The following is a 23,172-nucleotide window of genomic DNA, read 5'->3' as shown; positions in this document are numbered from 1 at the left end:
CCCTCCCAACCGATGTCCTCGCCGCCGAATGTCAAGCGCCAACCGTGCAACCACCCCGCCCCGAGCGCAGCGCCCAGTGCGCCGGCGCAGCCGGGCGAACCGTCGCCGTCTGCGTCACCGGCGCCCAAACCGCCCCCGAGCCCGACCGTCACCGCGCTGCCTGCGCCGCCGCCCGAACCGGGAACCACGTGCCGGGAAGCGTCATGACGACTCAGCCGCAGTCCGCTGTCGCCGTCACGCCGCCGCTTCCCAACCGGCGCAACGCCGAACTGCTTCTGCTCGGATTTGCCGCCGTCATCACGACTTTCGCGTTGCTGCTCGTCGAGGCGAATCAGGAACACGGCGTGCACTGGGACCTCGCGCAGTACACGGTCGCGTATCTGGCTCTGTTCAGCGGTGCGCACCTCGCGGTGCGCCGCTTCGCACCCTACGCCGACCCACTGCTGCTTCCGGTCGTCGCGCTGCTGAACGGCTTGGGGCTGGTGATGATTCACCGCCTCGACCTCGCGGCCGGTGAGGTCAAACAGGGCGGCTTGGGTGGCACCGCGAACCAGCAGATGCTGTGGACGCTGCTCGGTGTCGTCGGGTTCTCGCTGATCGTGATCTTCCTGCGCGACCATCGACTGCTGGCCCGATACGGCTACGTGTGCGGGCTCACCGGCCTGATCCTGCTTGCCATCCCGGCCGTGCTGCCCCGTTCGATGTCGGAGCAGAACGGCGCGAAGATCTGGATTCAGTTGCCCGGCTTCTCGATTCAGCCGGCCGAGTTCTCGAAGATCCTGCTGCTGATCTTCTTCGCCTCGGTGCTGGTCTCCAAGCGTGACCTGTTCACCAGCGCCGGCAAGCACGTCCTCGGCATGGACCTCCCCCGCCCCCGCGACCTCGCTCCCCTGCTCGCCGCCTGGATCGCCTCGGTCGGGGTGATGATCTTCGAAAAGGACCTCGGCACTTCCCTGCTGCTGTACGGGTCGTTCCTGGTGCTGGTCTACGCGGCCACCGAGCGGCTCAGCTGGGTCGTGATCGGTCTGGCGTTGTTCGCGGCGGGAAGCGTTGTGGCGTATCACGTTTTCGACCACGTCCAGGTTCGCGTGCAGACGTGGCTGGACCCCTTCGCCGACCCCGACGGCGCGGGTTACCAGATGGTGCAGTCGCTGTTCAGCTTCGCCACCGGCGGCATCTTCGGCACCGGGCTGGGCAACGGGCAACCCGGCACCGTGCCCGCGGCGTCGACCGACTTCATCATCGCGGCCGTCGGTGAGGAACTCGGTCTGGTCGGCCTGGCCGCGGTGCTGATGCTCTACACCATCGTCATCATCCGGGGGCTGCGCACCGCGATCGCCGTCCGCGACAGTTTCGGCAAGCTGCTGGCCGCCGGCCTCGCCTCGACGCTCGCGCTGCAGCTGTTCATCGTCGTCGGCGGTGTGACCAAGCTGATCCCGCTGACGGGGCTGACCACTCCCTGGTTGTCCTACGGCGGCTCCTCGCTGCTGGCGAACTACGCGCTGCTCGCCATCCTGGTTCGGATCTCGCATTCGGCCCGCCGGCCGATCGTCGCCGGCTCGACCGCGCCCACCCCGATCGCCGCCGCCAGCACCGAGGTGATCCAGAAGGTATGAACACCTCGCTGCGCCGCATCGCCGTGACCGTCATGGCCCTGATCGTGCTGCTGCTCGCCAACGCGACCCTCACGCAGGTGTTCACCGCCGACGGGTTGCGGTCCGATCCGCGCAACCAGCGCGTGCTGCTCGACGAGTACTCCCGCCAGCGCGGGCAGATCTCGGCCGGCGGGCAGTTGCTCGCCTACTCGGTGTCGACCAACGGCCGGTTCCGGTTCCTGCGCGTGTACCCCGACCCCATGGCATACGCACCGGTCACCGGCTTCTACTCCCTGCAGTACTCGAGCAGCGGGCTGGAGCGCGCCGAGGACAGCATCCTCAACGGCTCCGACGAGCGGCTGTTCGGCCGCCGGCTCGCCGACTTCTTCACCGGTCGCGACCCTCGCGGCGGCAACGTCGACACCACGATCAAACCGCGGGTGCAGCAGGCCGCCTGGGAGGCGATGCAGGGCGGCTGCAACGGGCCCTGCAAGGGCGCGGTGGTGGCCCTCGAGCCGTCGACCGGGAAAATCCTGGCGATGGTGTCGACACCGTCGTACGACCCCAACCTGCTGGCCACCCACGACATGGCCGCCCAGACGGCGGCCTGGCAGCGGCTGCGCGACAACCCCGACTCGCCGCTGCTGAACCGCGCGATCTCCGAGACCTACCCACCCGGGTCGACGTTCAAGGTGATCACCACCGCGGCCGCGCTGCAGCACGGGGCGACGGTAGACACGCAGCTCACCTCGCAACCGCGAATTCCGTTGCCCGACAGCACCGCAACGCTCGAGAACTACGGCGGCACCCCCTGCGGCGGCGGGCCCACCGCCTCGCTGCGGGAGGCCTTCGCCCGATCGTGCAACACCGCGTTCGTCGAGTTGGGCATCGATACCGGCGCCGACGCGCTGCGGTCGACCGCCCAAGCGTTCGGTCTCGACGAGCTCGCACCGATGATCCCGTTGCAGGTCGTCGAGTCCACGGCCGGGCCGATCCCCGACGCCGCCGCGCTGGGCATGTCCAGCATCGGCCAGAAGGACGTTGCGCTCACCCCGCTGCAGAACGCAATCATCGCCGCGACCATCGCGAACGGCGGGGTTGCGATGGAGCCGTATCTGGTCGATAGCCTGAAGGGGCCCGATCTCGCGAACATCGCCTCGACGGCTCCGCAGGAGATGCGCCGGGCGGTGTCGCAGCAGGTCGCCGATACACTTACGGACTTGATGGTCGCCGCCGAGCAGGTGACGCAGCAGAAGGGAGCCATCGCCGGCGTGCAGATCGCATCCAAGACCGGCACAGCGGAGCACGGCACCGATCCGCGCAACACCCCTCCGCATGCCTGGTACATCGCCTTCGCGCCGGCTCAGGCCCCCAAGGTGGCGGTTGCGGTGCTGGTCGAGAACGGCGGTGACCGGCTTTCTGCCACGGGCGGGGCGCTGGCCGCGCCGATCGGGCGCGCCACGATAGCCGCTGCGCTGCGGGAGGGGTCATGACGGCCCGCGTGGGAGTGACGCTGTCCGGTCGCTACCGGCTGCAGCGGTTGATCGCCACCGGCGGCATGGGCCAGGTCTGGGAGGCGGTCGACTCGCGGCTGGGTCGCCGGGTCGCGGTGAAGGTCCTCAAGGCCGAGTACTCCACCGACCCGGAGTTCGTCGAGCGGTTCCGCGCCGAAGCGCGCACCGTCGCGATGCTCAACCATCCCGGCATCGCGAGCGTGTACGACTACGGCGAGACCGACATGGACGGCGAAGGCCGCACCGCCTACCTGGTGATGGAACTGGTCAACGGTGAGCCGCTGAACTCGGTGCTCAAGCGGACCGGCCGGCTGTCGCTGCGCCATGCGCTCGACATGCTCGAGCAGACGGGCCGCGCATTGCAGGTCGCCCACACCGCGGGCCTGGTGCACCGCGACGTGAAGCCGGGCAACATCCTCATCACCCCGACGGGTCAGGTCAAGCTCACGGACTTCGGCATCGCCAAGGCCGTCGACGCCGCCCCGGTCACGCAGACCGGGATGGTGATGGGCACCGCGCAGTACATCGCGCCCGAGCAGGCGCTGGGCCACGACGCGACCGCCGCCAGTGATGTCTACGCGCTGGGAGTCGTTGGCTACGAATCGGTTTCGGGCAAGCGCCCGTTCACGGGCGACGGTGCGCTGACGGTGGCGATGAAGCACATCAAGGAGACGCCGCCGCCGCTGCCCGCCGATCTGCCGCCCAATGTGCGCGAGCTGATCGAGATCACCCTGGTCAAGAACCCCGGAATGCGGTACCGCTCCGGGGGCGCCTTCGCCGATGCGGTGGCCGCGGTGCGCTCCGGGCGTCGGCCGCCGCGGCCGAACGCCGCACCCTCGATCGGTCGGGCCACTCCCACCGCGGTGCCGTCGGCCACCCAGGCCCGGGCGGCCGCGGACATGACGGGTCGCGCCCCGGCCACCGCCGCGCGGCCCCGGCCGGCGACCGGCAGCCACCGGCCGCCACCGGCGCGACGTTCGTTCTCGTCGGGACAGCGCGCGCTGCTGTGGGCCGCGGGTGTGCTCGGGGCGCTGGCGATCATCATCGCGATCCTGATCGTGCTGCAAGCCCAGGACCAACGGGACAAGCAGAGCCCGCCGTCGACCATCACCAACACCATCACCGAGACGACGCCGTACCAGTCGCCCGCGGCCCTGCCCGATCTGCTGCCGGACGGGACCGGACGCGGCGCCGACAGTGGTGGTAGGGGAGAATCTGGGGTAATCACCCCGCAGGCGACTGCGGCACCGGCAACGGCGCTGGTGTCGCTGTCGTCCCCGGCACATGAGCTGGACCTGCGGCTCCCGGCTTCAGAACAGACATCGCCATGACGACCCCGCAACACCTGTCCGACCGCTACGAGCTGGGGGAGATCCTCGGCTTCGGCGGCATGTCCGAAGTGCATCTCGCCCGCGACCTGCGCCTGCACCGCGACGTCGCGATCAAGGTGCTGCGCGCGGATCTCGCCCGCGACCCGAGCTTCTACTTGCGGTTCCGCCGTGAAGCGCAGAACGCCGCCGCGCTGAACCATCCCGCGATCGTCGCGGTCTACGACACCGGCGAAGCCGAGACGTCCACCGGTCCGCTGCCCTACATCGTGATGGAGTACGTCGACGGGGTCACGCTGCGCGACATCGTCCACAGCGACGGCCCGATGGAGCCGCGGCGTGCCATCGAGGTGATCGCCGACGCGTGCCAGGCGCTCAACTTCAGCCACCAGCACGGGATCATCCACCGCGACGTCAAGCCGGCCAACATCATGATCAGCAAGACCGGTGCGGTGAAGGTGATGGACTTCGGCATCGCCCGCGCGCTGGCCGACGCGAACAGCGTCACCCAGACCGCCGCGGTGATCGGGACCGCCCAGTACCTGTCGCCGGAACAGGCGCGCGGCGAGAAGGTCGACGCCCGTTCCGACGTCTACTCGCTGGGCTGTGTCCTCTACGAAATCCTCACCGGCGAGCCGCCTTTCGTCGGTGACTCGCCCGTCGCCGTCGCCTATCAGCACGTCCGCGAGGACCCGGTGCCGCCGTCGCAGCGGCATGCTGACATCACCCCCGAGCTCGACGCGGTGGTGCTGAAGTCGCTGGCGAAGAACCCCGACAATCGCTACCAGACCGCGGCCGAGATGCGGGCCGACCTGGTGCGCGTGCACAGTGGCGAGCAGCCGGACGCCCCGAAGGTGTTCACCGACGCCGAACGCAGTTCGCTGCTGTCGTCGCCGCCGAACCACGAGCGCACCGAACCGATCGAGCCGATGCCTGCGCCGCCGGTGTACGCCGACCGCGAGCGCCGCGGGTCGGTCGGCCGGTGGCTGGCCGCGGTGGCGGTGCTGGCCGTGCTCACCGTCGTCGTCACGATCGCGATCAACATGTTCGGCGGGGAGACCCGTGCAGTGGACGTGCCGAACGTGAGCGGGCAGCCCTCGGCGGACGCGATCGCCGAGCTGCAGAACCACGGGTTCAAGACCCGCACGCAGCAGCGGCCGGACTCGGCGGTGCCGCCCGACCACGTCATCAGCACCGATCCCAGCGCCGACTCGTCGGTGGAGGCGGGCGAGGAGATCACGCTGAACGTCTCCACCGGCCCGGAGCAGCGCGAGGTCCCCGACGTCAAGAACCTGTCCTACGCCGACGCGGCGCGCAAGCTGGCCGACGCCGGATTCGAGAAGTTCAAGCCCTCGACGTCGCCGTCGACACCGGAACTCAAGGACAGGGTGCTCGGCACCAATCCGCCCGCGAACCAGACGTCGGCGATCACCAACGAGATCACGATCGTCGTGGGCTCGGGACCGGAGAGCCGCTCGGTCCCTGACGTCGGGAACCAGACCGAGGCGTCGGCGCGCCAGATTCTGACCGCCGCGGGATTCACGAACGTGGTGCCGGTCCAGGTCGACAGCCCCGAACCCTGCGGGCAGGTGGTCGGGACGCTGCCGACCCCAGGCCAGGAGTCGCCGGTCGATGCCCCGGTCCAGTTGAAGCTTTCGGCGTGCAACCAGTTCCTGATGCCCGACCTTCGCGGGATGTTCTGGGTGGACGCCGAACCACGGCTGCGCGCGCTCGGCTGGACAGGCGCGCTGGACAAAGGCGCCGACGTGCGCGACAGCGGTCAGCGCACCAACGCCGTCGTCAACCAGAGCCCGGCACCGGGCAGCAGCGTGAACTTCCGCGGAACGATCACGCTGAGCTTCGCGTCGTAGCCGCCGTGACGGCGCTCGACACCTCGTCCTCCAGTCGGCGCACCAGCGACTCCTCGGGTGCGGCGCCGCAGTAGCCGAGCCAGTTGGCCAGCATGCGGTGGCCACCCTCGGTGAGGATCGACTCGGGGTGGAACTGCACCCCGTGGATCGGTAGATCGACGTGCCGCACGCCCATGATGACGCCGCCCTCGGTCCGTGCGATGACCTCCAGCTCGGGGGGCACCGTGTCCGGCAGGATGGTCAGCGAGTGGTACCTGGTGGCCGTAAACGGATCCGGAAGTCCTTGCAGCACACCGGAATTCGCATGATGGACGACGCTGGTCTTGCCGTGCAGCAGTTCGGGAGCGCGGTCGACGGTCGCGCCGAAGGCCACCCCAATCGCCTGGTGGCCCAGGCACACGCCCAGCAGCGGCGTCCCGGTCGCGGCACACGCCTCGACCAGCGCGATGGATGCCCCGGCACGCTCCGGCGTGCCAGGCCCGGGGCTGAGCAGCACCCCGTCGAACTCCTCGGCCACGTCGGCGGCGGAGGCGAGGCGGTCATCGTCGTTGCGCCACACCTGCGCGTGCACCCCGAGCTGGCCCAGGTACTGGACCAGGTTGAACACGAAGCTGTCGTAGTTGTCGACGACCAAGACCTGCATCAGCCCAGGCTACTGGGTTGGGATTTCGGCAATCACCAGCCGATGGGTCCGGCCGGCTTGGCGAACTTCATCCGGACCGGGTCCTTGTGCCCGGCGAGTTGCACCTCGGCGCGCGGTTCCTCCGAGTAGCCGAGCCCGAAGCGCACCACGTACTGGCGGTAGAGGTTGACCAGGGGAGCGGCCGCCAGCGCCGCCTGCATCGCCGACGCGTCGCCGATCGCGGTGATCACGTATGGCGGACTGTACGTGCGGCCGTTGAGCAGCAGCGTGTTTCCGACGCAACGGGGCGCCGACGTGCCGATGATCCGCTGGTCCTGCATCTGGATACCCTCGGCGCCGGCGCTCCACAAGGCGTTGAGGACGGCGTCGATGTCCTGTTGGTGCACGACGAGGTCGTCGGGGGAGGCGTCGCGGGGGAACCGGCCCTCGGCGTCCCGCTGGGCGTCGTTGAGCGTGACGACGAGCCCGGCGCCGCGCAGCGGGTCCAGGCCGGCCTCGGCCGCCAGGCGCGCGGCACGTCCGGTGATCGCGGCGAGCGCGGCGTCCGCCCCGGGGCTGCCCCCGTGATGGGTGTCGACGGCCGTCACCAGCGAATCCCGCTCGGCGGCGAGCCGGTCCACCGACTGCTGGGTCTCCCGGACCAGGTCGACGAGCCGGGGCGCGTCGCTGCGGCGGATGTCGTCGCCGCCGGAGACGTCGTGGGTCGCGGCGAGCAACAATCCGGCAAGCAGGCAGACCACCGGCACGCCGTACCGCCACACGCTCGAACGCTGGGCGGGCGCTCGAGTCCCGCGCCTGCGAAAGCGGTGGCGTAACCCCTGCATCGGGCTTCCCTGACTGTGCTGTGGCGGGCCTACGTTAGGCTCGTACCTAACATCGTCGCACCCAGTTGTCCCGAAGGTACCCATGCCCAAGTCCAAGGTTCGCAAGAAGAACGACTTCGCCGTCAGCCCGGTGAGCCGGACGCCCGTCAAGGTCAAGGCGGGCCCGTCGAGCACGTGGTTCGTGGTGCTGTTCGTCGGCCTGATGCTGATCGGTCTCGTCTGGCTGCTGGTTTTCCAGCTGGCGTCGTCCGCCATTCCGTTCCTCGCCGACCTGGGCCCGTGGAACTACGCGATCGCGTTTGCCTTCATGATCACCGGACTGTTGCTCACCATGCGGTGGCGCTGACGGGTTCGTCGTGTTCGATGAATTCATTCTGGTCACCAGTCGTTAGCCTGCCAGCAACCGCGGAGTAATCAGATCACACCGATGTGATTCATCCCCATTGGGGATAGCACTTGTGGATAACCGCATCGACTGCGGTGAGAGGGTGTGCAGAACCCATGCAGCAAACTCAGTGGAGTCCGTCGACTGCTGGCATCGCCGCGTGTGGAATCGGAGGCCTGATCTTGGTGATCGCCGCTGTGACCCTGATCACAGACCTGCCGGGCCGCGTTCTGGCCGGCGTTGCCGGTGCGGGTTTAGTTGTGTTTGCAAGCCTCTCGTGGCGTGCCCGGCCGAAGCTGGCAATCGAAGCGGGTGGGCTTGTCGTCCGCGGCTTGTTCGGCGCGAAGGTGTTGCCGCGCACCGACATCAAGCTGATCCGGATCACCGAGTTCCGGCGGTTGGCCCGCAAAGTTCGGCTACTTGAAATCGACACCATCGACGACCGGCTGCTCGTATTCACGCGGTGGGATCTGGGTACCGATCCGCTGCACGTGCTGGACGCGCTGACCGCTGCCGGTTACGCCGGGGGCGGCGCCTGAGCGCTGGGCTCAGGCGATGGTGATCGAGTCGACGACCACGGGATCGGTCGGCCGGTCGCTGCGGTCCGTCGCCGTCGTCGCGATCGCGTCGACGACCTTCTGCGACTCGGGGTCGACAACCTCGCCGAAGATCGTGTGCTTGCGGTTCAGGTGCGGAGTCTTGGTGACGGTGATGAAGAACTGCGATCCATTGGTGCCGGGGCCGGCGTTGGCCATCGCCAGCAGGTAGGGCTTGTCGAACTGCAGCTCGGGATGGAACTCGTCCTCGAACTTGTAGCCCGGCCCACCGCGGCCGGTGCCCGTCGGGTCGCCGCCCTGGATCATGAAGCCGTCGATGACGCGGTGAAAGACGACGCCGTCGTAGAAGGGCCCGGACGTGCTGCCCGAAGCGTTCTCGCCGCTGTAGTCCTTGGTTCCCTGTGCCAGTCCCACGAAGTTGGCGACGGTCTTGGGCGCATGGTTTCCGAAGAGTGCGATCTTGATGTCGCCGCGGTTGGTGTGCAGGGTCGCGGTCGCTGTCTGAATGGGGCTCGTCACGGGATGCCAGTGTGCCACGCCGCTTTGGCGACCCAACGGGCACCGCTGAGTTGCGCTAGATGGCAGGCTGTTAGCACCCCCGCCCGCAGGAGCGAAAGAGGTGCGTCATGAGCTCGAAGACGGAAGTCCGGTTGACTCCCGGTCAGCGGTTGAGCCGCGGCCTGAAGTACACGGCTGTCGGCCCGGTCGACGTCACGCGCGGCGCGCTGGGTCTGGGGGCCAACGGAGCTGCGTCCTCGGCGTCATGGGTAGGCGAACGCTATCGCCGCAGCCGCCTGCAGGCGCAGCTGAATCTCGCCACCGCTCAGGAGGCGATCGCACAGGAGATCACCGCGGCGCAGGAGAGGGTCTCGCAGGCGCTGGCGGGTGCTTCGCCGCACGCCGCCAAGACGCGGTTGCGCAGGCGCAGGCTGATACTGGCCGGCGTCGGAGTCGCGGCGTTGGCCGGGGGAGCGGTGGCGTTCTCGATAGTGCGACGCTCGACGCGGCCGGAGCCGTCGCCGCTGCCGCCCAGCGTGGAGGTCTCGCCGCGGCCGTGAGAAGCGCCGTGCGCGAAGGGAAGTGGAGTGGAGCCTAGGAGAATCGAACTCCTGACATCTACCTTGCAAAGGTAGCGCTCTACCAACTGAGCTAAGGCCCCTGGACTGCCTGCGGCGCGTCGGGCGCCGTGTGCCACACCTCGGCGCCGTGGCGTGACCGCCAGACGGCGACTGCGACTGCGGCGGCGATCGCCGTGGCGATCAACAGCACCCGCCTCATGGTGGAAACCTTTCCGTGGGGCTAGGAGGACTCGAACCTCCGACCTCTTCGTTATCAGCGAAGCGCTCTAACCGCCTGAGCTATAGCCCCGTATCGCCGCTACGGCCGAGCGACGAGATTACCGCAATCGTAGGCTTCCGCCCAAACCGCGAAGCGCGCCTCAGTCGCGTCGGGCGGGCCGACAATCAGTCCCGGTCGGCGAGCGTGACTTCCACGCCCCCGACCAAGTCCGTGGTCAGGTTGTAGACGAACGCGCCGATGGTCGCCATCGCGGTCAACAGCACGATGTTGACCAATCCGATCAGCGTCGCGCTGCCGAAGATGGTGCCCGCGGAGACGAGTTCGCCGCCGGAGCCGCCGCCGGCGCTGGTGAGCAGATCGCCGACATTGCTGTTGAGCTTGCTCCATACGCCCATCCCGCCGAGGACCAGGTAGAGGAACGCGACCGCGATCATCCACACGAAGAACAGCGCGACGGACAGCACCGCGGAGACCTTCAAGGTGCTCCAAGGGTCGATCCGGCGGATCTGCATGCTCGCGCGAACGGGGCCCTTGTGCCGGGTGCCGACCTGGACGCGGGGGCCCGAGGGCGGCCGGTGCGCCGGTTCCGCGCCGGGCCGCTCGGCAGGTTTGCGTTGCTGCTGGGCTTGCGGCGGGCGCGGCATCGGTCCGGACAGGTCCGGCAGCTCGCTGGCGTAGGTCTCCTGGCGCTGTGCATCCGGCCCGGGCCGGTCACCGCGCGGCGGCGCCTCCTCGGTCGAAGGGCCGCCCGAGGTGAACCGGTTCGTCCGCGCTGCCGGCCCCCGGCCGTCGTCGGCGGGCCGCTCCGGCGGTCGTTGACCGGGCTGCGGCTGTCCCGACTGCGCCGCCCTCGCCGCAGGTCCGCGCTGCCAGGGCGGGACGTCTGGGCGGTCGGCGACCTCCGGCCGGGCGCCGAGCGCGTCGTTGTTGGCCGCGGAGCCGTTGGCAGGGCCGGTTGCGGGGCCCGGACTTTCGCCCACACGGGGGCGTCCCGGCTCGTTCGGTGAACTCACCTACGGCTCCTCACTGGTCGAGTCACTGCTCAGGCCCCGGGGTCGGTGTTGACCTCGTCGGTGCTGTCGCCTTCCTCCGCGTTGCGCGCGATGGCTATCAGTGTCGTTCCCTCACCCAGGTTCATCAACCGAACACCCTTGGTTTGCCGCCCGGCCTTTCGGACCTGGCGAGCGGCTGTCCGGATGACACCCCCACCCGATGTGATGGCGTACAACTCTGTGTCGTCATCGACGATCAACGCACCCACAAGATTGCCACGGCGTTTGTCGTATTGGATCGTCAGGACCCCTTTGCCGCCGCGGCCCTGTACCGGGTACTCGTCGATCGCGGTGCGCTTGGCGTATCCGCCGGAGGTGGCGACCAGCAGGTAGGTGTCCGGCCGCACCACGTTCAGCGACAGCAGCGCGTCGTCGGTGTTGAACCGCATGCCCTGCACACCGGAGGTGGCCCGGCCCATCGGCCGCAGCGCCTCGTCGGTCGCCGAGAACCGGATCGACTGGCCCTTGGCCGACACCAGCAGCAGATCGTCGTCGGCCGAGCACAACACGGCGCCGACGAGCTCGTCGCCGTCGCGCAGGTTCACCGCGACGATGCCGCCCGACCGGTTGGAGTCGAAGTCGACCAGCTTGGACTTCTTCACCAGCCCGTTGCGGGTCGCCAGCACCAGGTACGGGGCGTCCTCGTAGCTCTTGATCTGGATCACCTGCGCGATGCGCTCCTCGGGCTGGAACGCCAGCAGGTTCGCGACATGCTGGCCCCGCGCGGTGCGCGACGCTTCCGGCAGGTCGTACGCCTTGGCGCGGTACACCCGGCCCTGGGTGGTGAAGAACAGGATCCAGTCGTGGGTCGAGCACACGAAGAAGTGGTTGACGATGTCGTCCTGCTTGAGTCCGGCACCCTGCACGCCCTTGCCGCCGCGCTTCTGGCTGCGGTACAGGTCGGTCTTGGTCCGCTTGGCGTAGCCGGTCTCGGTGATCGTCACGACCACGTCTTCGCGGGCGATCAGATCCTCGTCGTTGACGTCGCCGTCCGCGGCGACGATGCGGGTCCGCCGGTCGTCGCCGTACTTGTCGACGATCTCCTTGAGCTCGTCCCGCACGATCGCGCGCTGGCGTTCGGGCTTGGCCAGGATGTCCTCGAGGTCGGCGATCTCGGCCTCGATCTTAGCCAGGTCGTCGACGATCTTCTGGCGCTCCAGGGCGGCCAGGCGGCGCAGCTGCATGTCCAGGATCGCCTGGGCCTGGATCTCGTCGATGTCGAGCAACTCGATCAGGCCTTGGCGTGCGACGTCGACCGTCTCGGAGGCCCGGATCAACGCGATCACCTCGTCGAGCGCATCGAGCGCCTTGACCAGGCCGCGCAGGATGTGGGCGCGCTCGTTCGCCTTGCGCAACCGGTAGCGGGTGCGGCGCACGATCACGTCGAGTTGGTGGTTGACGTAGTGCCGGATCAGCTGGTCGAGCCGCAGCGTGCGCGGGACGCCGTCGACGATCGCCAGCATGTTGGCGCCGAAGCTCGTCTGCAGCTGGGTGTGCTTGTAGAGGTTGTTCAGCACGACCTTCGCGACGGCATCTCGCTTGAGCTCCACCACGATTCGCAGTCCGACGCGGTCGCTGGACTGGTCCTCGATGTTGGAGATGCCGACCAGCTTGCCGTCACGCACCTGCTCGGCGATCGACGTGATGAAGTTGTCGTGGTTGACCTGATACGGCAGCTCGGTGATGACGATGCCGGTACGGCCGCGGTTGTCCTCTTCGATCTCGCACACGCCGCGCATCCGGATCGACCCTCGGCCGGTGGTGTACGTGTCATTGATGCCTTGGGAGCCGACGATGAGTCCCGACGTCGGAAAGTCAGGGCCCTTGACGCGTTCGGTGACGGCCGCGAGCGTGGCCTCTTCGTCGGCCTCGTGGTTCTCCAGGCACCAGTACACCGCTTCGGCGAGTTCGCGCAGGTTGTGCGGCGGCATGTTGGTGGCCATGCCGACGGCGATGCCGCCCGAGCCGTTGGCAAGCAGGTTCGGGAACCGGCTCGGCAGGACCGTGGGCTCCTGCACACGTCCGTCATAGTTCGGAATGAAATCGACTGTCTCCTCGTCGATTTCGCGCAGCATCTCCATCGCCAGGGGAGTGAGCCGCGCCTCGGTGTACCGCATGGCGGCCGGCGGGTCGTTGCCCGGCGAACCGAAGTTGCCCTGCCCGTCGACCAACGGATAGCGCAGCGACCACGGCTGTGCCATCCGGACCAGGGTGTCGTAGATCGACGAATCGCCGTGGGGGTGATAGTTACCCATCGTCTCGGCGACCGAGCGCGCGGATTTCGCGTGGCCACGGTCAGGCCGGAAGCCGGAGTCGAACATGGCGTACAGCACCCGGCGGTGCACCGGCTTGAGGCCGTCGCGGACCTCGGGCAGTGCACGGCCGACGATCACGCTCATCGCGTAATCGATGTAGCTGCGCTGCATCTCCTGCTGGATGTCGACCGGTTCGATGCGGTCGCCTGCTTCGTCGCCGGGCGGCAACGTGGTGTCAGTCATTGAATAACCTTCGAGGGTTGATTAAACGTCGAGGAAGCGAACGTCTTTGGCGTTGCGGGTGATGAAACTGCGGCGCGCTTCGACGTCCTCTCCCATCAGGATCGAGAAGAGTTCGTCGGCGGCAGCCGCATCGTCCAGCGTGACCTGACGCAGCACCCGCACCGAGGGATCCATCGTGGTTTCCCACAGCTCCTTCGCGTCCATCTCGCCGAGACCCTTGTAGCGCTGGATACCGTCGTCGACGTTGATCTTCTTGCCCGCCTTGCGTCCCGCTTCGAGCAGCCCGTCGCGTTCCCGGTCGGAGTACGCGAATTCCGGTTCGCTGCGTTGCCATTTCAGTTTGTACAGCGGCGGCTGCGCCAAGAAGATGTGGCCGTTCTCCACCAACGGCTTCATGAACCGGAACAGCAACGTCAGCAGCAGCGTCGAGATGTGCTGGCCGTCGACGTCGGCATCGGCCATCAACACGATCTTGTGATACCGCAACTTGGCGATGTCGAACTCGTCGTGGATGCCGGTGCCCAGTGCGGTGATGATCGCCTGGACTTCGGTGTTCTTCAGGACGCGGTCGATGCGCGCCTTCTCGACGTTGATGATCTTGCCGCGCAACGGCAGGATCGCCTGGAACATCGAGTCGCGGCCACTCTTGGCCGAGCCGCCCGCCGAATCACCCTCCACCACATACAGTTCCGACTTGCGGGGATCGGTGGAGCGGCAGTCGGCCAGCTTGCCGGGCAGCCCGCCGATGTCCGTCGCACTCTTACGACGCACCAGCTCGCGGGCCTTGCGGGCCGCGATGCGCGCCTGTGCCGACGAAACCGCTTTGTTCACAATGGTTTTGGCCTCAGCCGGGTTGGCGTCGAACCAGTGCTGCAGTTCCTCGTTGCAGATCTTCTGCACGAACGACTTCACCTCGGTGTTGCCGAGCTTCGTCTTCGTCTGACCCTCGAACTGCGGCTGGCCCACCTTGACCGAGATGACGGCGGCGAGACCTTCGCGGATGTCGTCACCGGTCAGGTTGGGGTCCTTGTCCTTGAGCAATTTCTTGTCCTTGGCGTACTTGTTCACCACGGACGTCAGCGCTGCGCGGAACCCCTCTTCGTGGGTGCCGCCCTCATGGGTGTTGATGGTGTTGGCGAAGGTGTGCACCGACTCGGAGTAGCCGGCGTTCCACTGCATCGCGATCTCGACCTCGTGGCCCTCACCCTTGCCGTCGAAGTCGATGACGCTCTGCTGAATCGGCGACTTCGTGCGGTTGATGTGCTTGACGAAATCGACCAAGCCGCCGGGATAGTGAAACGTCCGGTGCTTGACCTTGTGGGGAGCGGCCGCTTCGGCGGCCTTCTCCTCGGCCGACTTCGGAGCTTCGGCCTGGTCGCTGACGACTTCGTCGACCACTTCGTCGGCCGTGACCCGCTCGTCGGTCAACTCGATGGTCAGGCCCTTGTTCAGGAACGCCATCTCCTGCAGCCGCCGCGCGATCGTCTCGAAGTCGTAGCTCGTGGTCTCGAAGATGTCGGGGTCGGCCCAGAAGCGAATGGTCGTGCCCGTCTTCTTGGTCTTCTCGCCCTGCTTGAGGCTGCCGGGCACCGAGCGGTCGTAGGTCTGGAACCACTCGTAGCCGTCCTTCAGGATGTCGGCCTCGAGCCGGGTCGACAGCGCGTTGACCACCGAAACGCCGACGCCGTGCAGGCCGCCGGAGACCTGGTAGGCGCCTTCTTCGAACTTTCCGCCGGCGTGCAGAACCGTCATGACGACGTCGACGGTGGGGATGCCCGTCGCGTGCATCTCGACGGGGATGCCGCGGCCGTCGTCGGTGACCTGAACACCGCCGTTCTCCAGCAGGCGCACGTCGACCTTTGTGGCGAAGCCGGCCATCGCCTCGTCTACGGCGTTGTCCACCACCTCCCACACGAGGTGGTGCAGACCGCGTTCACCCGTGGAGCCGATATACATGCCCGGGCGCTTACGGACCGCTTCGAGACCTTCGAGCACCTTGATCGAATCGGCACCGTATTCTTTCGGGGCATTCTTCTTCTGCGCAGCCACGTTGGACGCGTCTCCTTGGTCTCTTGCCGGGGAAAGCTGGCTAGGCGGTCAACAGCCGCCCGCGATCGCTGTCCAGTCTACCGCCCGAGGGCGACAGCACCGATTCTGAGGCGGCGTTTCTGCACACCTATTTGAGCCGCCTGTGGAATTTCTTCATCAAAGGTGCCTGAGGACGCTTGAGAAGTAAGATCGCGCCGTCCTCGCGCCTCTCAGCCAATTGGCAACGGGCATTATCCGTAGGTGTCGCGCGGGCCTCGCCCGGCGATGTGATAGCGGCCCTTGCGCCACGACGGCCCGACGGGGCCGATGATTTTCAGCGACTTGACGACGCCGTCACCCACGGCGTCGGCGATCTTGGCCAACACCTGCCCCTGCACCATCCGCAACTGCGTGGCCCACGCGGTCGACTCCGCCGAGATGGTCAGCACACCGTCGTTGAGCGAGGTCGGTGTCGCGTGTGCGGCGATCCCCTCGCCGACGACCGCGGCCCACCGGCCGAACACACCTCCCTCGGCGACGCGGCCGGACCACCCGCGGCTGCGCGCCACGTCGCTGGCCGCGGTGCCCAGCGGTTGCGGATCTCGGGCGTCCGGACCCGGACCCGACCAGCGCCGCCGGCTGTTGCCGGCGATCCGGCGCGGCGCCTGCCCGCGCCCGCGGCCGACATCCTTTCCCTGCGTACGGGCCGCGCCGCGGGCTTCTTCGAGCGCCCGTCGCACCAGATCCATCCCACGCAGGTTCGCCAGGTGCTCGGGTGGACCCGCGTCGTCGTCTGTCGTCATGCCTGCATCACCGAGATCCGTCCGGCATCCTCGTCGCGCATTGTCACCGGAATCCGGCGTGCGTCCCAGTCGGCCGGGATGTCGTCTGGCACAGCCGCCGTCACCAGTACCTGCTCGGCCGAAGCGGCGACGGCTGCCAGCGCCTGGCGACGCGCAGTGTCCAACTCGGCGAACACGTCGTCGAGCAGCAGCACCGGATCACCACCCTCCGCGCGCAGCAACTCGTAGGCGGCCAGCCTCAACGACAACGCCATCGACCACGATTCCCCGTGGCTGGCATAGCCTTTCGCGGCCTGGTCGCCGAGCCGCAATTTCAGGTCGTCGCGGTGCGGGCCGACCAGGCAGACGCCGCGCTCGAGTTCGGCATCGCGCCGGCGCGCCAACGCATCGAGCAGCGCTGCCTCGAACAGGTCGGTGTCACCGGTCTCGGCCGACTCTTCGATCGCCTCCACCCCGCTGCGATAACGAATAGCGGCGGGTCGCGATGCCGGCGCCAGCAGCTGATAGGCCTTCTCGACCTCGGGCGCCAGCTGGTTGACCAGGTCGACGCGGGCCGCGATCAGCCGCGCGCCCTTCTCCGCGAGGTGGCCGTCCCAGACGTCGAGGGTGTCGAAGACGCCGCGATCACCCCGGAAGCGTGTACCCGAAGCGGTTTTCAGCAGTGCCGTGCGCTGGCGCAACACCTTGTCGTAGTCGGAGCGGATCGCAGCGACCTGCGGACGCCGGGTGGTGGCGAGCTCGTCGAGATAACGCCGTCGTTCCCCCGGGTCGCCACGGACCAGCGCCAGGTCCTCCGGGGCGAACAACACCGACCGCAGCACGCCGAGAATCTCGCGGGCGGCGCGCACGGGGGAGCGGTTGAGGCGCGCCTTGTTGGCCCGTCCCGCGGTGATCTCCAGGTCCACCGCGAGTTCGCGGCCCTCGTTGACGACGATCGTCGACACCACGGCCCGGTCGGCGCCGGTGCGGATCAGCGGCGCGTCAGCAGCCACCCGATGTGAGGCGAGCGTCGACGAATACCACAGCGCCTCAATGAGATTCGTCTTTCCGAAGCCGTTCGGGCCGACGAACACGGTGCGGCCCGGTTCGAGGTCGAGCTCGAGGCGCGGCCACGATCGAAAGTCGGTCAGCGCAAGGCGGCGGACGTACACGCCGGCTATCCGGACTCGCTGATCCGTTTGACCGCGTGACCGCCGAACTGGTTGCGCAGCGCGGAGACCGCCTTCATCGTCGGCGAGTCGTCCTGCCGCGACAGGAACCGGGCGAACAGCGATGCCGCGATGCCCGGCACCGGAACCCGTAGCCTGATCGCCTCTTCCACCGTCCAGCGGCCCTCACCGGAATCCTCGGTGTAACCGGAGATCTTGGCGAACCCCGGGTCTTCCTTCAACGCCCTGGCCAACAGCTGCTGCAGCCATGACCGCACCACCGTGCCGTTCGTCCAGGCCTGATAGACCGCTTGCGGGTCTTTGATCAAGTCTTCGGCGGCGAGCAGTTCGTAGCCCTCGGCGTACGCGGTCATCAGCGCGTATTCGACACCGTTGTGCACCATCTTCGCGAAGTGGCCGGCGCCGACGGGACCGGCGTGCACGAAACCGTCCTCCCGCGGTCCCGGCGGACGCAGCGTGTCGAAGATCGGCATCGCCCGTTCGACGTCGGCATCGGCGCCGCCGACCATCAGGCCGTAGCCTTCCGTCAACCCCCAGATGCCGCCGGAGACGCCGGCGTCGATGAACGCAATTCCCTTGTCCGCCAACAGTTTCGCGTGCGGACTATCCTCGGTGTAGCGCGAGTTCCCGCCGTCGATCACCAGATCGCCCTCACCCAGTTCGTCGGCGAGGGCGGCGATGGTGTCATGGGTGATCTGGCCGGACGGCACCATCACCCACACCACCCGCGGCGTTTCCAGCGCACCAGCCAGGGCCGCGAGCGTCGGCACGTCACTCACTTCGGGTCTCGGGTCGTAGCCGACGACGTCATGCCCGCCTTCACGCAGGCGTTCGCGCATGTTGAAGCCCATCTTGCCCAGACCCACCAGCCCGAGTTGCATACGCGCCCCTTCCCTGGCGTTTCCCTCGCGTCCGAGCCCGTCAGCCGGGAAGCCGCACCGGCATCAGCAGGTAGACGTAGTCGGTCTGCTCGGCGGGGAACGGCCCCGAGCCGCCGCCGCGTTCGTCGTCGTCGCTGGCCGGACGCAACACCGCCGGGCGACTGGGTGTGGTGAAGCCGAACGTCACCCGCTCCGAATGCAACGAGCCCAGCCCGTCGGTCAGGTAGGTGGGATTGAACGCAATGGTCAGCGGGTCGCCGGCGAACTGCACCGGCAGGTCTTCCTCCGCGCGGCCCACGTCGTCGGCGCCTGCCGAAAGCCGCAGCGCGTCACCGGAGAATTCCATCCGCACCTGCGCACCACGGTCGGCGACCAAAGCGACGCGCTTGATCGCCTCGGTGAGTTCGGCGACGCCGATGGTGGCCATCGCGGTGTGCTCGGTGGGCAGCAATTGGCGGAACTTGGGGAATTCGGCATCGAGGAGGCGGGTGGTGCTGCGTTTGCCGCCGCTGCTGATACCGAGCAACCCCTCCTTGCCGACCGCAGATCCGGCGCCCAGCGACAGATGCACGTCACCGCCGTCGGCGCCGGCCCTGGCAGCTTCCGACAGCGTCTTGGCGGGCACCAGAACCGCGGCGTCGATATCAGCGTTGGCCGTCGACCACGTCAACTCGCGCACCGCCAGCCGGAACCGGTCGGTGGCCGCCAAAACGACCTTCTCCCCGGCGATTTCGACCCGGACGCCGGTGAGCATCGGCAGCGTGTCGTCGCGGCCGGCGGCGACGGCGACCTGGCCGATCGCCTCGGCGAACAGGTCTGCGGAGACGACACCGGTCTCCTCGGGCAGCGCGGGCAGCGTCGGATAATCCTCGACGGCCATCGTCGGAAGCGAGAAGCGGGAGCTGCCACAGGTCAGCGACACGCGAGTGCCCTCAACGCCGACGTCGATCGGCTTGGCGGGCAGTGCCCGGGTGATGTCGGACAGCAGGCGCCCGGACACCAAAACGCTGCCGGACGAGGCGATCTCGGCGGGCACTCGGACCTCGGCGGAGACCTCGTAGTCGAATCCCGAGATCGTCAGGCCGTCGTCGGAACCGGTCAGCAGCACGCCGGCGAGAACCGGAACCGTCGGCCGGGTCGGGAGGTTACGAGCCACCCACGCCACCGCGTCGGCGAAGTCCTCGCGAACCAGACGGAACTTCAGATCGGTGACACCAACCGTTGTCGTCACCACGTCCATGGGGTCCCTTCGATCAATACCACGACAAGCCTCAAGCAGCGGTTACCCGGTGTCTCATCACGCGTTTGACCGATGCATCCCGACGACCGTAACGGCTGCCGATGAATCACCGTAGAGCTTTCCGCGCCAACTTGAAAGCTAAACGACAGGGCTGACATCGACGGCCGCGGGCGCCCTGATCGCGGGCCGGTCCGCTGCTTCCCCAACCGCCTTCTTCGAAGAAGATTCTTCGTAGATATACAAGCAACAGTATTAGGGCCTGTGCAGATTGGGGATCGATCGACATCGGCGCTGCTGGCGGACGGTCCGGTGGTGTGGGGGAGCTGTGGACGGATGCGGCGCGGCGTCTAGCAGTCTGTGGAGACATCGCCGGTTGTGTAGGAATCCGCGGTTGATTCGGCGGTTGGGCGCAACTTCTGCACACCGCTGTGCACAACCGGACGCTGTGACTCGTGGTGCGTGCGGTGCGCAAGATTTTTGACGATTTTCTGCGGCGATGACGCACGATCGCGTGCGGCGGGGCGTGGAGAGCCGTAAGTCAGCGCCTGGAGCGCTGACGAATCCGCGTCGTGAGTTCCTTCACGTGATCGAACACCTCACGCCGCTCGGCCATTTCACCGCGAATCTTCTTCTCGGCGTACATCACCGTCGTGTGGTCACGACCGAACGCCTGCCCGATCTTGGGCAGCGACAGGTCCGTCAGCTCGCGGCAGAGATACATGGCGATCTGTCGAGACTGCGCCAGCGCGCGGGTCTTGCCGGGGCCGCGCAGTTCGTCGATCGTGGTCTCGAAGTACTCGGCGGTGGCGGCCATGATCGTCGCGGTGCTGATCTGCATGGTGCTGGCGTCGGAGATCAGATCGCGCAGCACGATCTCGGCCAGGGACCTGTCGATCGCCGTCTTGTTCAGCGACGCGAACGCCGTGACCCGGATCAGCGCGCCCTCGAGCTCGCGGATGTTGCGTTCGATGCTGCTGGCGATGAGCTCGAGAACGTCGTCAGGCACATCGAGGCGGTCCATCTGGGCTTTCTTGCGCAGGATCGCGATGCGTGTCTCGAGTTCGGGTGGCTGCACATCGGTGATCAGGCCCCACTCGAATCGCGTGCGCAGCCGGTCTTCGAGTGTCGCGAGTTGCTTCGGCGGCCGGTCCGAGGAGATCACGATCTGCTTGTTCGCGTTGTGCAGCGTGTTGAAGGTATGGAAGAACTCTTCCTGGATGCCTTCTTTGCCTTCGATGAACTGGATGTCGTCGACCAGCAACACGTCGATGTCGCGGTAGCTGCGCTTGAACGACGCCTTGCGGTCGTCGCGCAGGGAGTTGATGAAGTCGTTGGTGAATTCCTCGGTCGAGACGTACTTCACCCGCATGCCGGGGAACAGGCGCTGCGCGTAGTTGCCCGCCGCGTGCAGCAGGTGAGTCTTACCGAGCCCCGACTCGCCCCAGATGAACAACGGGTTGTAGGCGCGCGCCGGCGCCTCGGCGATCGCGAGGGACGCGGCGTGCGCGAACCTGTTCGACTGGCCGATGACGAAGGTGTCGAAGGTGTAGCGGCGGTTGAGGTTGACCGCGGCGGCGTCATCGGTCAACGTGCTCGGCGGCCGGCTGGTGAAGTACGTCGGCCAGCTCTCCTCGGCGCTGGCCCGCGCTTCGAGGTCCTCGTCGACTTCGTCCGGCTCGCTGACAGCGGACAGCCCGTTGAGCGGGGCGTCGTCGTCGTCGTCGGGACCCGGGTCGGCGATGCGCACACCCAGTTCGACGCGCTGGCCGAGCTGTCGGCTCAGTGCGCTGATGATCGGCTCGCGCAGGTGGCGCTCGATCTCGTTCTGCACAAACGGCGTGGGCACCGACAGCAGCGCGAAGCCTTCGGTGATGACCAATGGTTTGACCAGCTTGAGCCACGCCCGCTGCTGCGGGGTGAGGGTTCGGCCGCTACCGTCGCCGACCGCGCCACCGTTGAGTTCGGCCACCACTGTGTTCCACACCGCTACGAAGGGTGGGTCGGGGTCAGCTGTCAACGATGCCCACCCCCTTGCGGTCGATCCAGGGACGACCAAAGAAACGAGGACGATCTGTCCACAAAGTTATCCACAGGCTGTGGAGACAGGGCAGTCGTCGTCGTCTGTTGTCTACCGGCGGGGAGGCCGCGGGCCGGGGCACATCACGGAAGTGAGGCATCCTGTGGGCTCACGACTGTTCGGGCATCCTCGCTTCGTTGTCCGTCGCCGTTTCGTTATCGAATCGGCCTTGGCAGAAGCTAACAGGTTTCTCGGCGGGTGCCAACCGTTCTGCGACATTGTGTGGACGGATATTTTTGCGTCCGCCGCGTCGGTGACGCGTGTTGCAAATGTGGCTGCTCGCACCGTCATTCGATCAGGTTTGACCCAGCGAAAACTCGTCAGTACCCTCGAACAGTCGCCCGTACGAGGCGATACGGCTGCGACCCGGGCATCACCCGGGGGCCGCGCCGGCTAGCAAGACGGACGAGCTTACCAACGGCAACCGCGTCCAAACCGATTTCGTACGCCGATCGGTGCGGGCTGCGGACGCCAGATGCAACAAGGAGAGACAGCCGTGGCCAAGGGCAAGCGGACCTTCCAGCCGAACAACCGGCGCCGGGCGCGCGTGCACGGCTTCCGGCTGCGGATGCGCACCCGGGCCGGCCGGGCGATCGTCGCGAACCGTCGCGGCAAGGGTCGGCGCAAGCTGACTGCCTGATTCTCGCGGACGTCAAGCGGGAGTTGACGCGGGTGCTTCCGGCGCGGTACCGGATGACGCGGTCGACGGAATTCGGGGCCACCGTCAGTCGAGGGATGCGCGCGGTGCAGCCCGATCTCGTCGTGCACGCGCTGCGGACGGACACGGCGGGCGAACCCGGCCCCCGGATCGGTCTGGTGGTGTCTAAAGCAGTCGGCACCGCGGTGCAACGCCACCGGGTGGCCCGGCGGTTACGTCATGTCGCGCGAACCGTGCTCGATGAACTCGACCCCGGCGATCGCGTGGTGATCCGCGCGCTGCCCAGCAGTAGGCACGCGATATCGGCGCGGCTGGAACAGGAATTGCGGACCGCCCTGCGGCGCACTCGATCTGGCGGCGGGGGAGCGCGGTGACGGCGTCGGTGCGGTCGAGCGGAGCGCGCGCGGTCATCTTCGTGATCCAGCTGTATCGGCACATGGTTTCCCCGCTGCGATTGCCCACCTGCCGCTTCATGCCGACCTGCAGTCAGTACGCGGTGGATGCGCTCAGCGAGTACGGGCTGCTGCGCGGTGGCTGGCTGGCGATGGTGCGGCTGCTGAAGTGTGGGCCGTGGCATAGGGGAGGATGGGACCCGATACCGGAGCGCCCGACCCCGCAGCATGGCGACGCGCACGTATGTGCGTGCGCGGACAGGGCCTCAGAGGACACGGCCGCCGACGTGAGTGGTCGCGCGCCGGCGAAGCGATCAGGAAGCGAGACGCGTGTTTAACTGGTTCAGCCTCGACATCA

At 67.6% G+C, this 23,172-nt stretch carries 22 protein-coding genes, 2 tRNA genes and 1 pseudogene; 10 read left to right on the top strand and 15 right to left on the bottom strand.

The annotated features are described in order from the left end of the window. Positions 1–188, bottom strand: a pseudogene (locus tag A5663_RS23760) (hypothetical protein); the annotation flags it as partial. Between the two features lie 15 nt (positions 189–203). On the opposite strand from A5663_RS23760, the gene A5663_RS06500 reads away from it, so the two are divergent. Genes A5663_RS06500 through pknB form a run of 4 tightly spaced genes read left to right on the top strand, consistent with a single transcriptional unit; the run spans position 204 to position 6,308 of the window. Next, on the top strand, positions 204–1,616 hold the full coding sequence (locus A5663_RS06500) for an FtsW/RodA/SpoVE family cell cycle protein (protein WP_068145540.1): 1,413 nt from the start codon (positions 204–206) through the stop codon (positions 1,614–1,616). Further along, the gene (gene pbpA / locus A5663_RS06495; protein ID WP_068145537.1) at positions 1,613–3,088 is read left to right on the top strand and encodes a D,D-transpeptidase PbpA; all 1,476 of its coding nucleotides are present in this window, start codon (positions 1,613–1,615) and stop codon (positions 3,086–3,088) included. The genes A5663_RS06500 and pbpA overlap by 4 nt, the downstream gene beginning before the upstream one ends. Further along, a complete protein-coding gene (locus A5663_RS06490) occupies positions 3,085–4,440 on the top strand; it encodes a protein kinase (RefSeq protein ID WP_068145534.1) in 1,356 nt (451 codons plus the stop codon). Before pbpA ends, A5663_RS06490 begins: the two co-directional genes overlap by 4 nt. Then, on the top strand, positions 4,437–6,308 hold the full coding sequence (gene pknB, locus A5663_RS06485; protein ID WP_068145533.1) for a Stk1 family PASTA domain-containing Ser/Thr kinase: 1,872 nt from the start codon (positions 4,437–4,439) through the stop codon (positions 6,306–6,308). The genes A5663_RS06490 and pknB overlap by 4 nt, the downstream gene beginning before the upstream one ends. Here pknB and A5663_RS06480 read toward each other — a convergent pair. Together A5663_RS06480 and A5663_RS06475 are read right to left on the bottom strand one after the other, a co-directional pair. After that, on the bottom strand, positions 6,286–6,951 hold the full coding sequence (locus A5663_RS06480) for an aminodeoxychorismate/anthranilate synthase component II (protein WP_068145530.1): 666 nt from the start codon (positions 6,949–6,951) through the stop codon (positions 6,286–6,288). The two genes, pknB and A5663_RS06480, sit on opposite strands and share 23 nt — an antisense overlap. Before the next feature lie 32 nt (positions 6,952–6,983). Next, the gene (locus tag A5663_RS06475; RefSeq protein WP_068145528.1) at positions 6,984–7,775 is read right to left on the bottom strand and encodes a DUF881 domain-containing protein; all 792 of its coding nucleotides are present in this window, start codon (positions 7,773–7,775) and stop codon (positions 6,984–6,986) included. 82 nt (positions 7,776–7,857) lie between these two features. Here A5663_RS06475 and crgA point away from each other — a divergent pair, with 82 nt between their 5' ends. Next, positions 7,858–8,121 carry a cell division protein CrgA gene (crgA, locus tag A5663_RS06470; RefSeq protein ID WP_068145524.1) on the top strand — a complete coding sequence of 88 codons (264 nt, stop codon included), beginning with the start codon at positions 7,858–7,860 and terminating at the stop codon, positions 8,119–8,121. A 155-nt stretch (positions 8,122–8,276) separates the two neighbouring features. Then, entirely contained in the window at positions 8,277–8,699 is a 423-nt protein-coding gene (locus A5663_RS06465) for a PH domain-containing protein (RefSeq protein ID WP_068145521.1), read from the top strand. Between the two features lie 9 nt (positions 8,700–8,708). On the opposite strand, the gene A5663_RS06460 is transcribed toward A5663_RS06465, so the two are convergent. Then, on the bottom strand, positions 8,709–9,236 hold the full coding sequence (locus A5663_RS06460) for a peptidylprolyl isomerase (RefSeq protein ID WP_068145519.1): 528 nt from the start codon (positions 9,234–9,236) through the stop codon (positions 8,709–8,711). Between the two features lie 107 nt (positions 9,237–9,343). Between A5663_RS06460 and cwsA the strand changes: the two genes are divergently transcribed. After that, the gene (gene cwsA, locus A5663_RS06455; protein WP_068145514.1) at positions 9,344–9,775 is read left to right on the top strand and encodes a cell wall synthesis protein CwsA; all 432 of its coding nucleotides are present in this window, start codon (positions 9,344–9,346) and stop codon (positions 9,773–9,775) included. 28 nt (positions 9,776–9,803) lie between these two features. Here cwsA and A5663_RS06450 read toward each other — a convergent pair. The 11 genes from A5663_RS06450 to dnaA form a co-directional block, all read right to left on the bottom strand. Next, positions 9,804–9,876: transfer RNA gene (locus tag A5663_RS06450), tRNA-Ala, on the bottom strand. After that, entirely contained in the window at positions 9,867–9,995 is a 129-nt protein-coding gene (locus A5663_RS23725) for a hypothetical protein (protein WP_255396186.1), read from the bottom strand. The genes A5663_RS06450 and A5663_RS23725 overlap by 10 nt, the downstream gene beginning before the upstream one ends. A gap of 16 nt (positions 9,996–10,011) precedes the next feature. After that, a tRNA-Ile gene (locus tag A5663_RS06445) sits at positions 10,012–10,085 on the bottom strand. A gap of 95 nt (positions 10,086–10,180) precedes the next feature. Further along, positions 10,181–11,029, bottom strand: a complete 849-nt coding sequence (locus A5663_RS06440; RefSeq protein WP_068145512.1) for a DUF3566 domain-containing protein — start codon at positions 11,027–11,029, stop codon at positions 10,181–10,183. Between the two features lie 29 nt (positions 11,030–11,058). Continuing rightward, positions 11,059–13,566 carry a DNA gyrase subunit A gene (gene gyrA / locus A5663_RS06435; protein ID WP_068145509.1) on the bottom strand — a complete coding sequence of 836 codons (2,508 nt, stop codon included), beginning with the start codon at positions 13,564–13,566 and terminating at the stop codon, positions 11,059–11,061. Positions 13,567–13,587: 21 nt separating this feature from the next. Then, positions 13,588–15,615: a DNA topoisomerase (ATP-hydrolyzing) subunit B gene (gene gyrB / locus A5663_RS06430; RefSeq protein WP_068145506.1), complete on the bottom strand. Its 2,028-nt coding sequence runs from the start codon at positions 15,613–15,615 to the stop codon at positions 13,588–13,590. 230 nt (positions 15,616–15,845) lie between these two features. Further along, positions 15,846–16,397, bottom strand: a complete 552-nt coding sequence (locus A5663_RS06425) for a DUF721 family protein (RefSeq protein ID WP_068145503.1) — start codon at positions 16,395–16,397, stop codon at positions 15,846–15,848. Then, positions 16,394–17,548 carry a DNA replication/repair protein RecF gene (gene recF / locus A5663_RS06420; protein WP_068145499.1) on the bottom strand — a complete coding sequence of 385 codons (1,155 nt, stop codon included), beginning with the start codon at positions 17,546–17,548 and terminating at the stop codon, positions 16,394–16,396. The genes A5663_RS06425 and recF overlap by 4 nt, the downstream gene beginning before the upstream one ends. A 5-nt stretch (positions 17,549–17,553) precedes the next feature. After that, entirely contained in the window at positions 17,554–18,447 is an 894-nt protein-coding gene (gene gnd / locus A5663_RS06415) for a phosphogluconate dehydrogenase (NAD(+)-dependent, decarboxylating) (protein ID WP_068145492.1), read from the bottom strand. 40 nt (positions 18,448–18,487) lie between these two features. After that, complete coding sequence (gene dnaN, locus A5663_RS06410) at positions 18,488–19,687, bottom strand: DNA polymerase III subunit beta (RefSeq protein WP_068145488.1); 1,200 nt, start codon at positions 19,685–19,687, stop codon at positions 18,488–18,490. Positions 19,688–20,225: 538 nt separating this feature from the next. Beyond that, positions 20,226–21,704, bottom strand: coding sequence for a chromosomal replication initiator protein DnaA (gene dnaA / locus A5663_RS06405; RefSeq protein WP_068145486.1), 1,479 nt, complete (start codon positions 21,702–21,704; stop codon positions 20,226–20,228). Positions 21,705–22,260: 556 nt separating this feature from the next. Between dnaA and rpmH the strand changes: the two genes are divergently transcribed. From rpmH to yidD, 3 genes are all read left to right on the top strand, one after another. After that, the gene (gene rpmH / locus A5663_RS06400) at positions 22,261–22,404 is read left to right on the top strand and encodes a 50S ribosomal protein L34 (protein WP_059165437.1); all 144 of its coding nucleotides are present in this window, start codon (positions 22,261–22,263) and stop codon (positions 22,402–22,404) included. Positions 22,405–22,436: 32 nt separating this feature from the next. Further along, positions 22,437–22,796: a ribonuclease P protein component gene (gene rnpA, locus A5663_RS06395; RefSeq protein ID WP_068145481.1), complete on the top strand. Its 360-nt coding sequence runs from the start codon at positions 22,437–22,439 to the stop codon at positions 22,794–22,796. 62 nt (positions 22,797–22,858) lie between these two features. Continuing rightward, a complete protein-coding gene (yidD, locus tag A5663_RS06390; RefSeq protein ID WP_231976707.1) occupies positions 22,859–23,152 on the top strand; it encodes a membrane protein insertion efficiency factor YidD in 294 nt (97 codons plus the stop codon). Positions 23,153–23,172: the final 20 nt, after the last annotated feature.

This window comes from Mycobacterium sp. E740 (genome assembly GCF_001672895.1).
Taxonomy (GTDB): Bacteria; Actinomycetota; Actinomycetes; order Mycobacteriales; family Mycobacteriaceae; genus Mycobacterium.
This window is presented reverse-complemented; position numbering and strand designations above follow the sequence as displayed.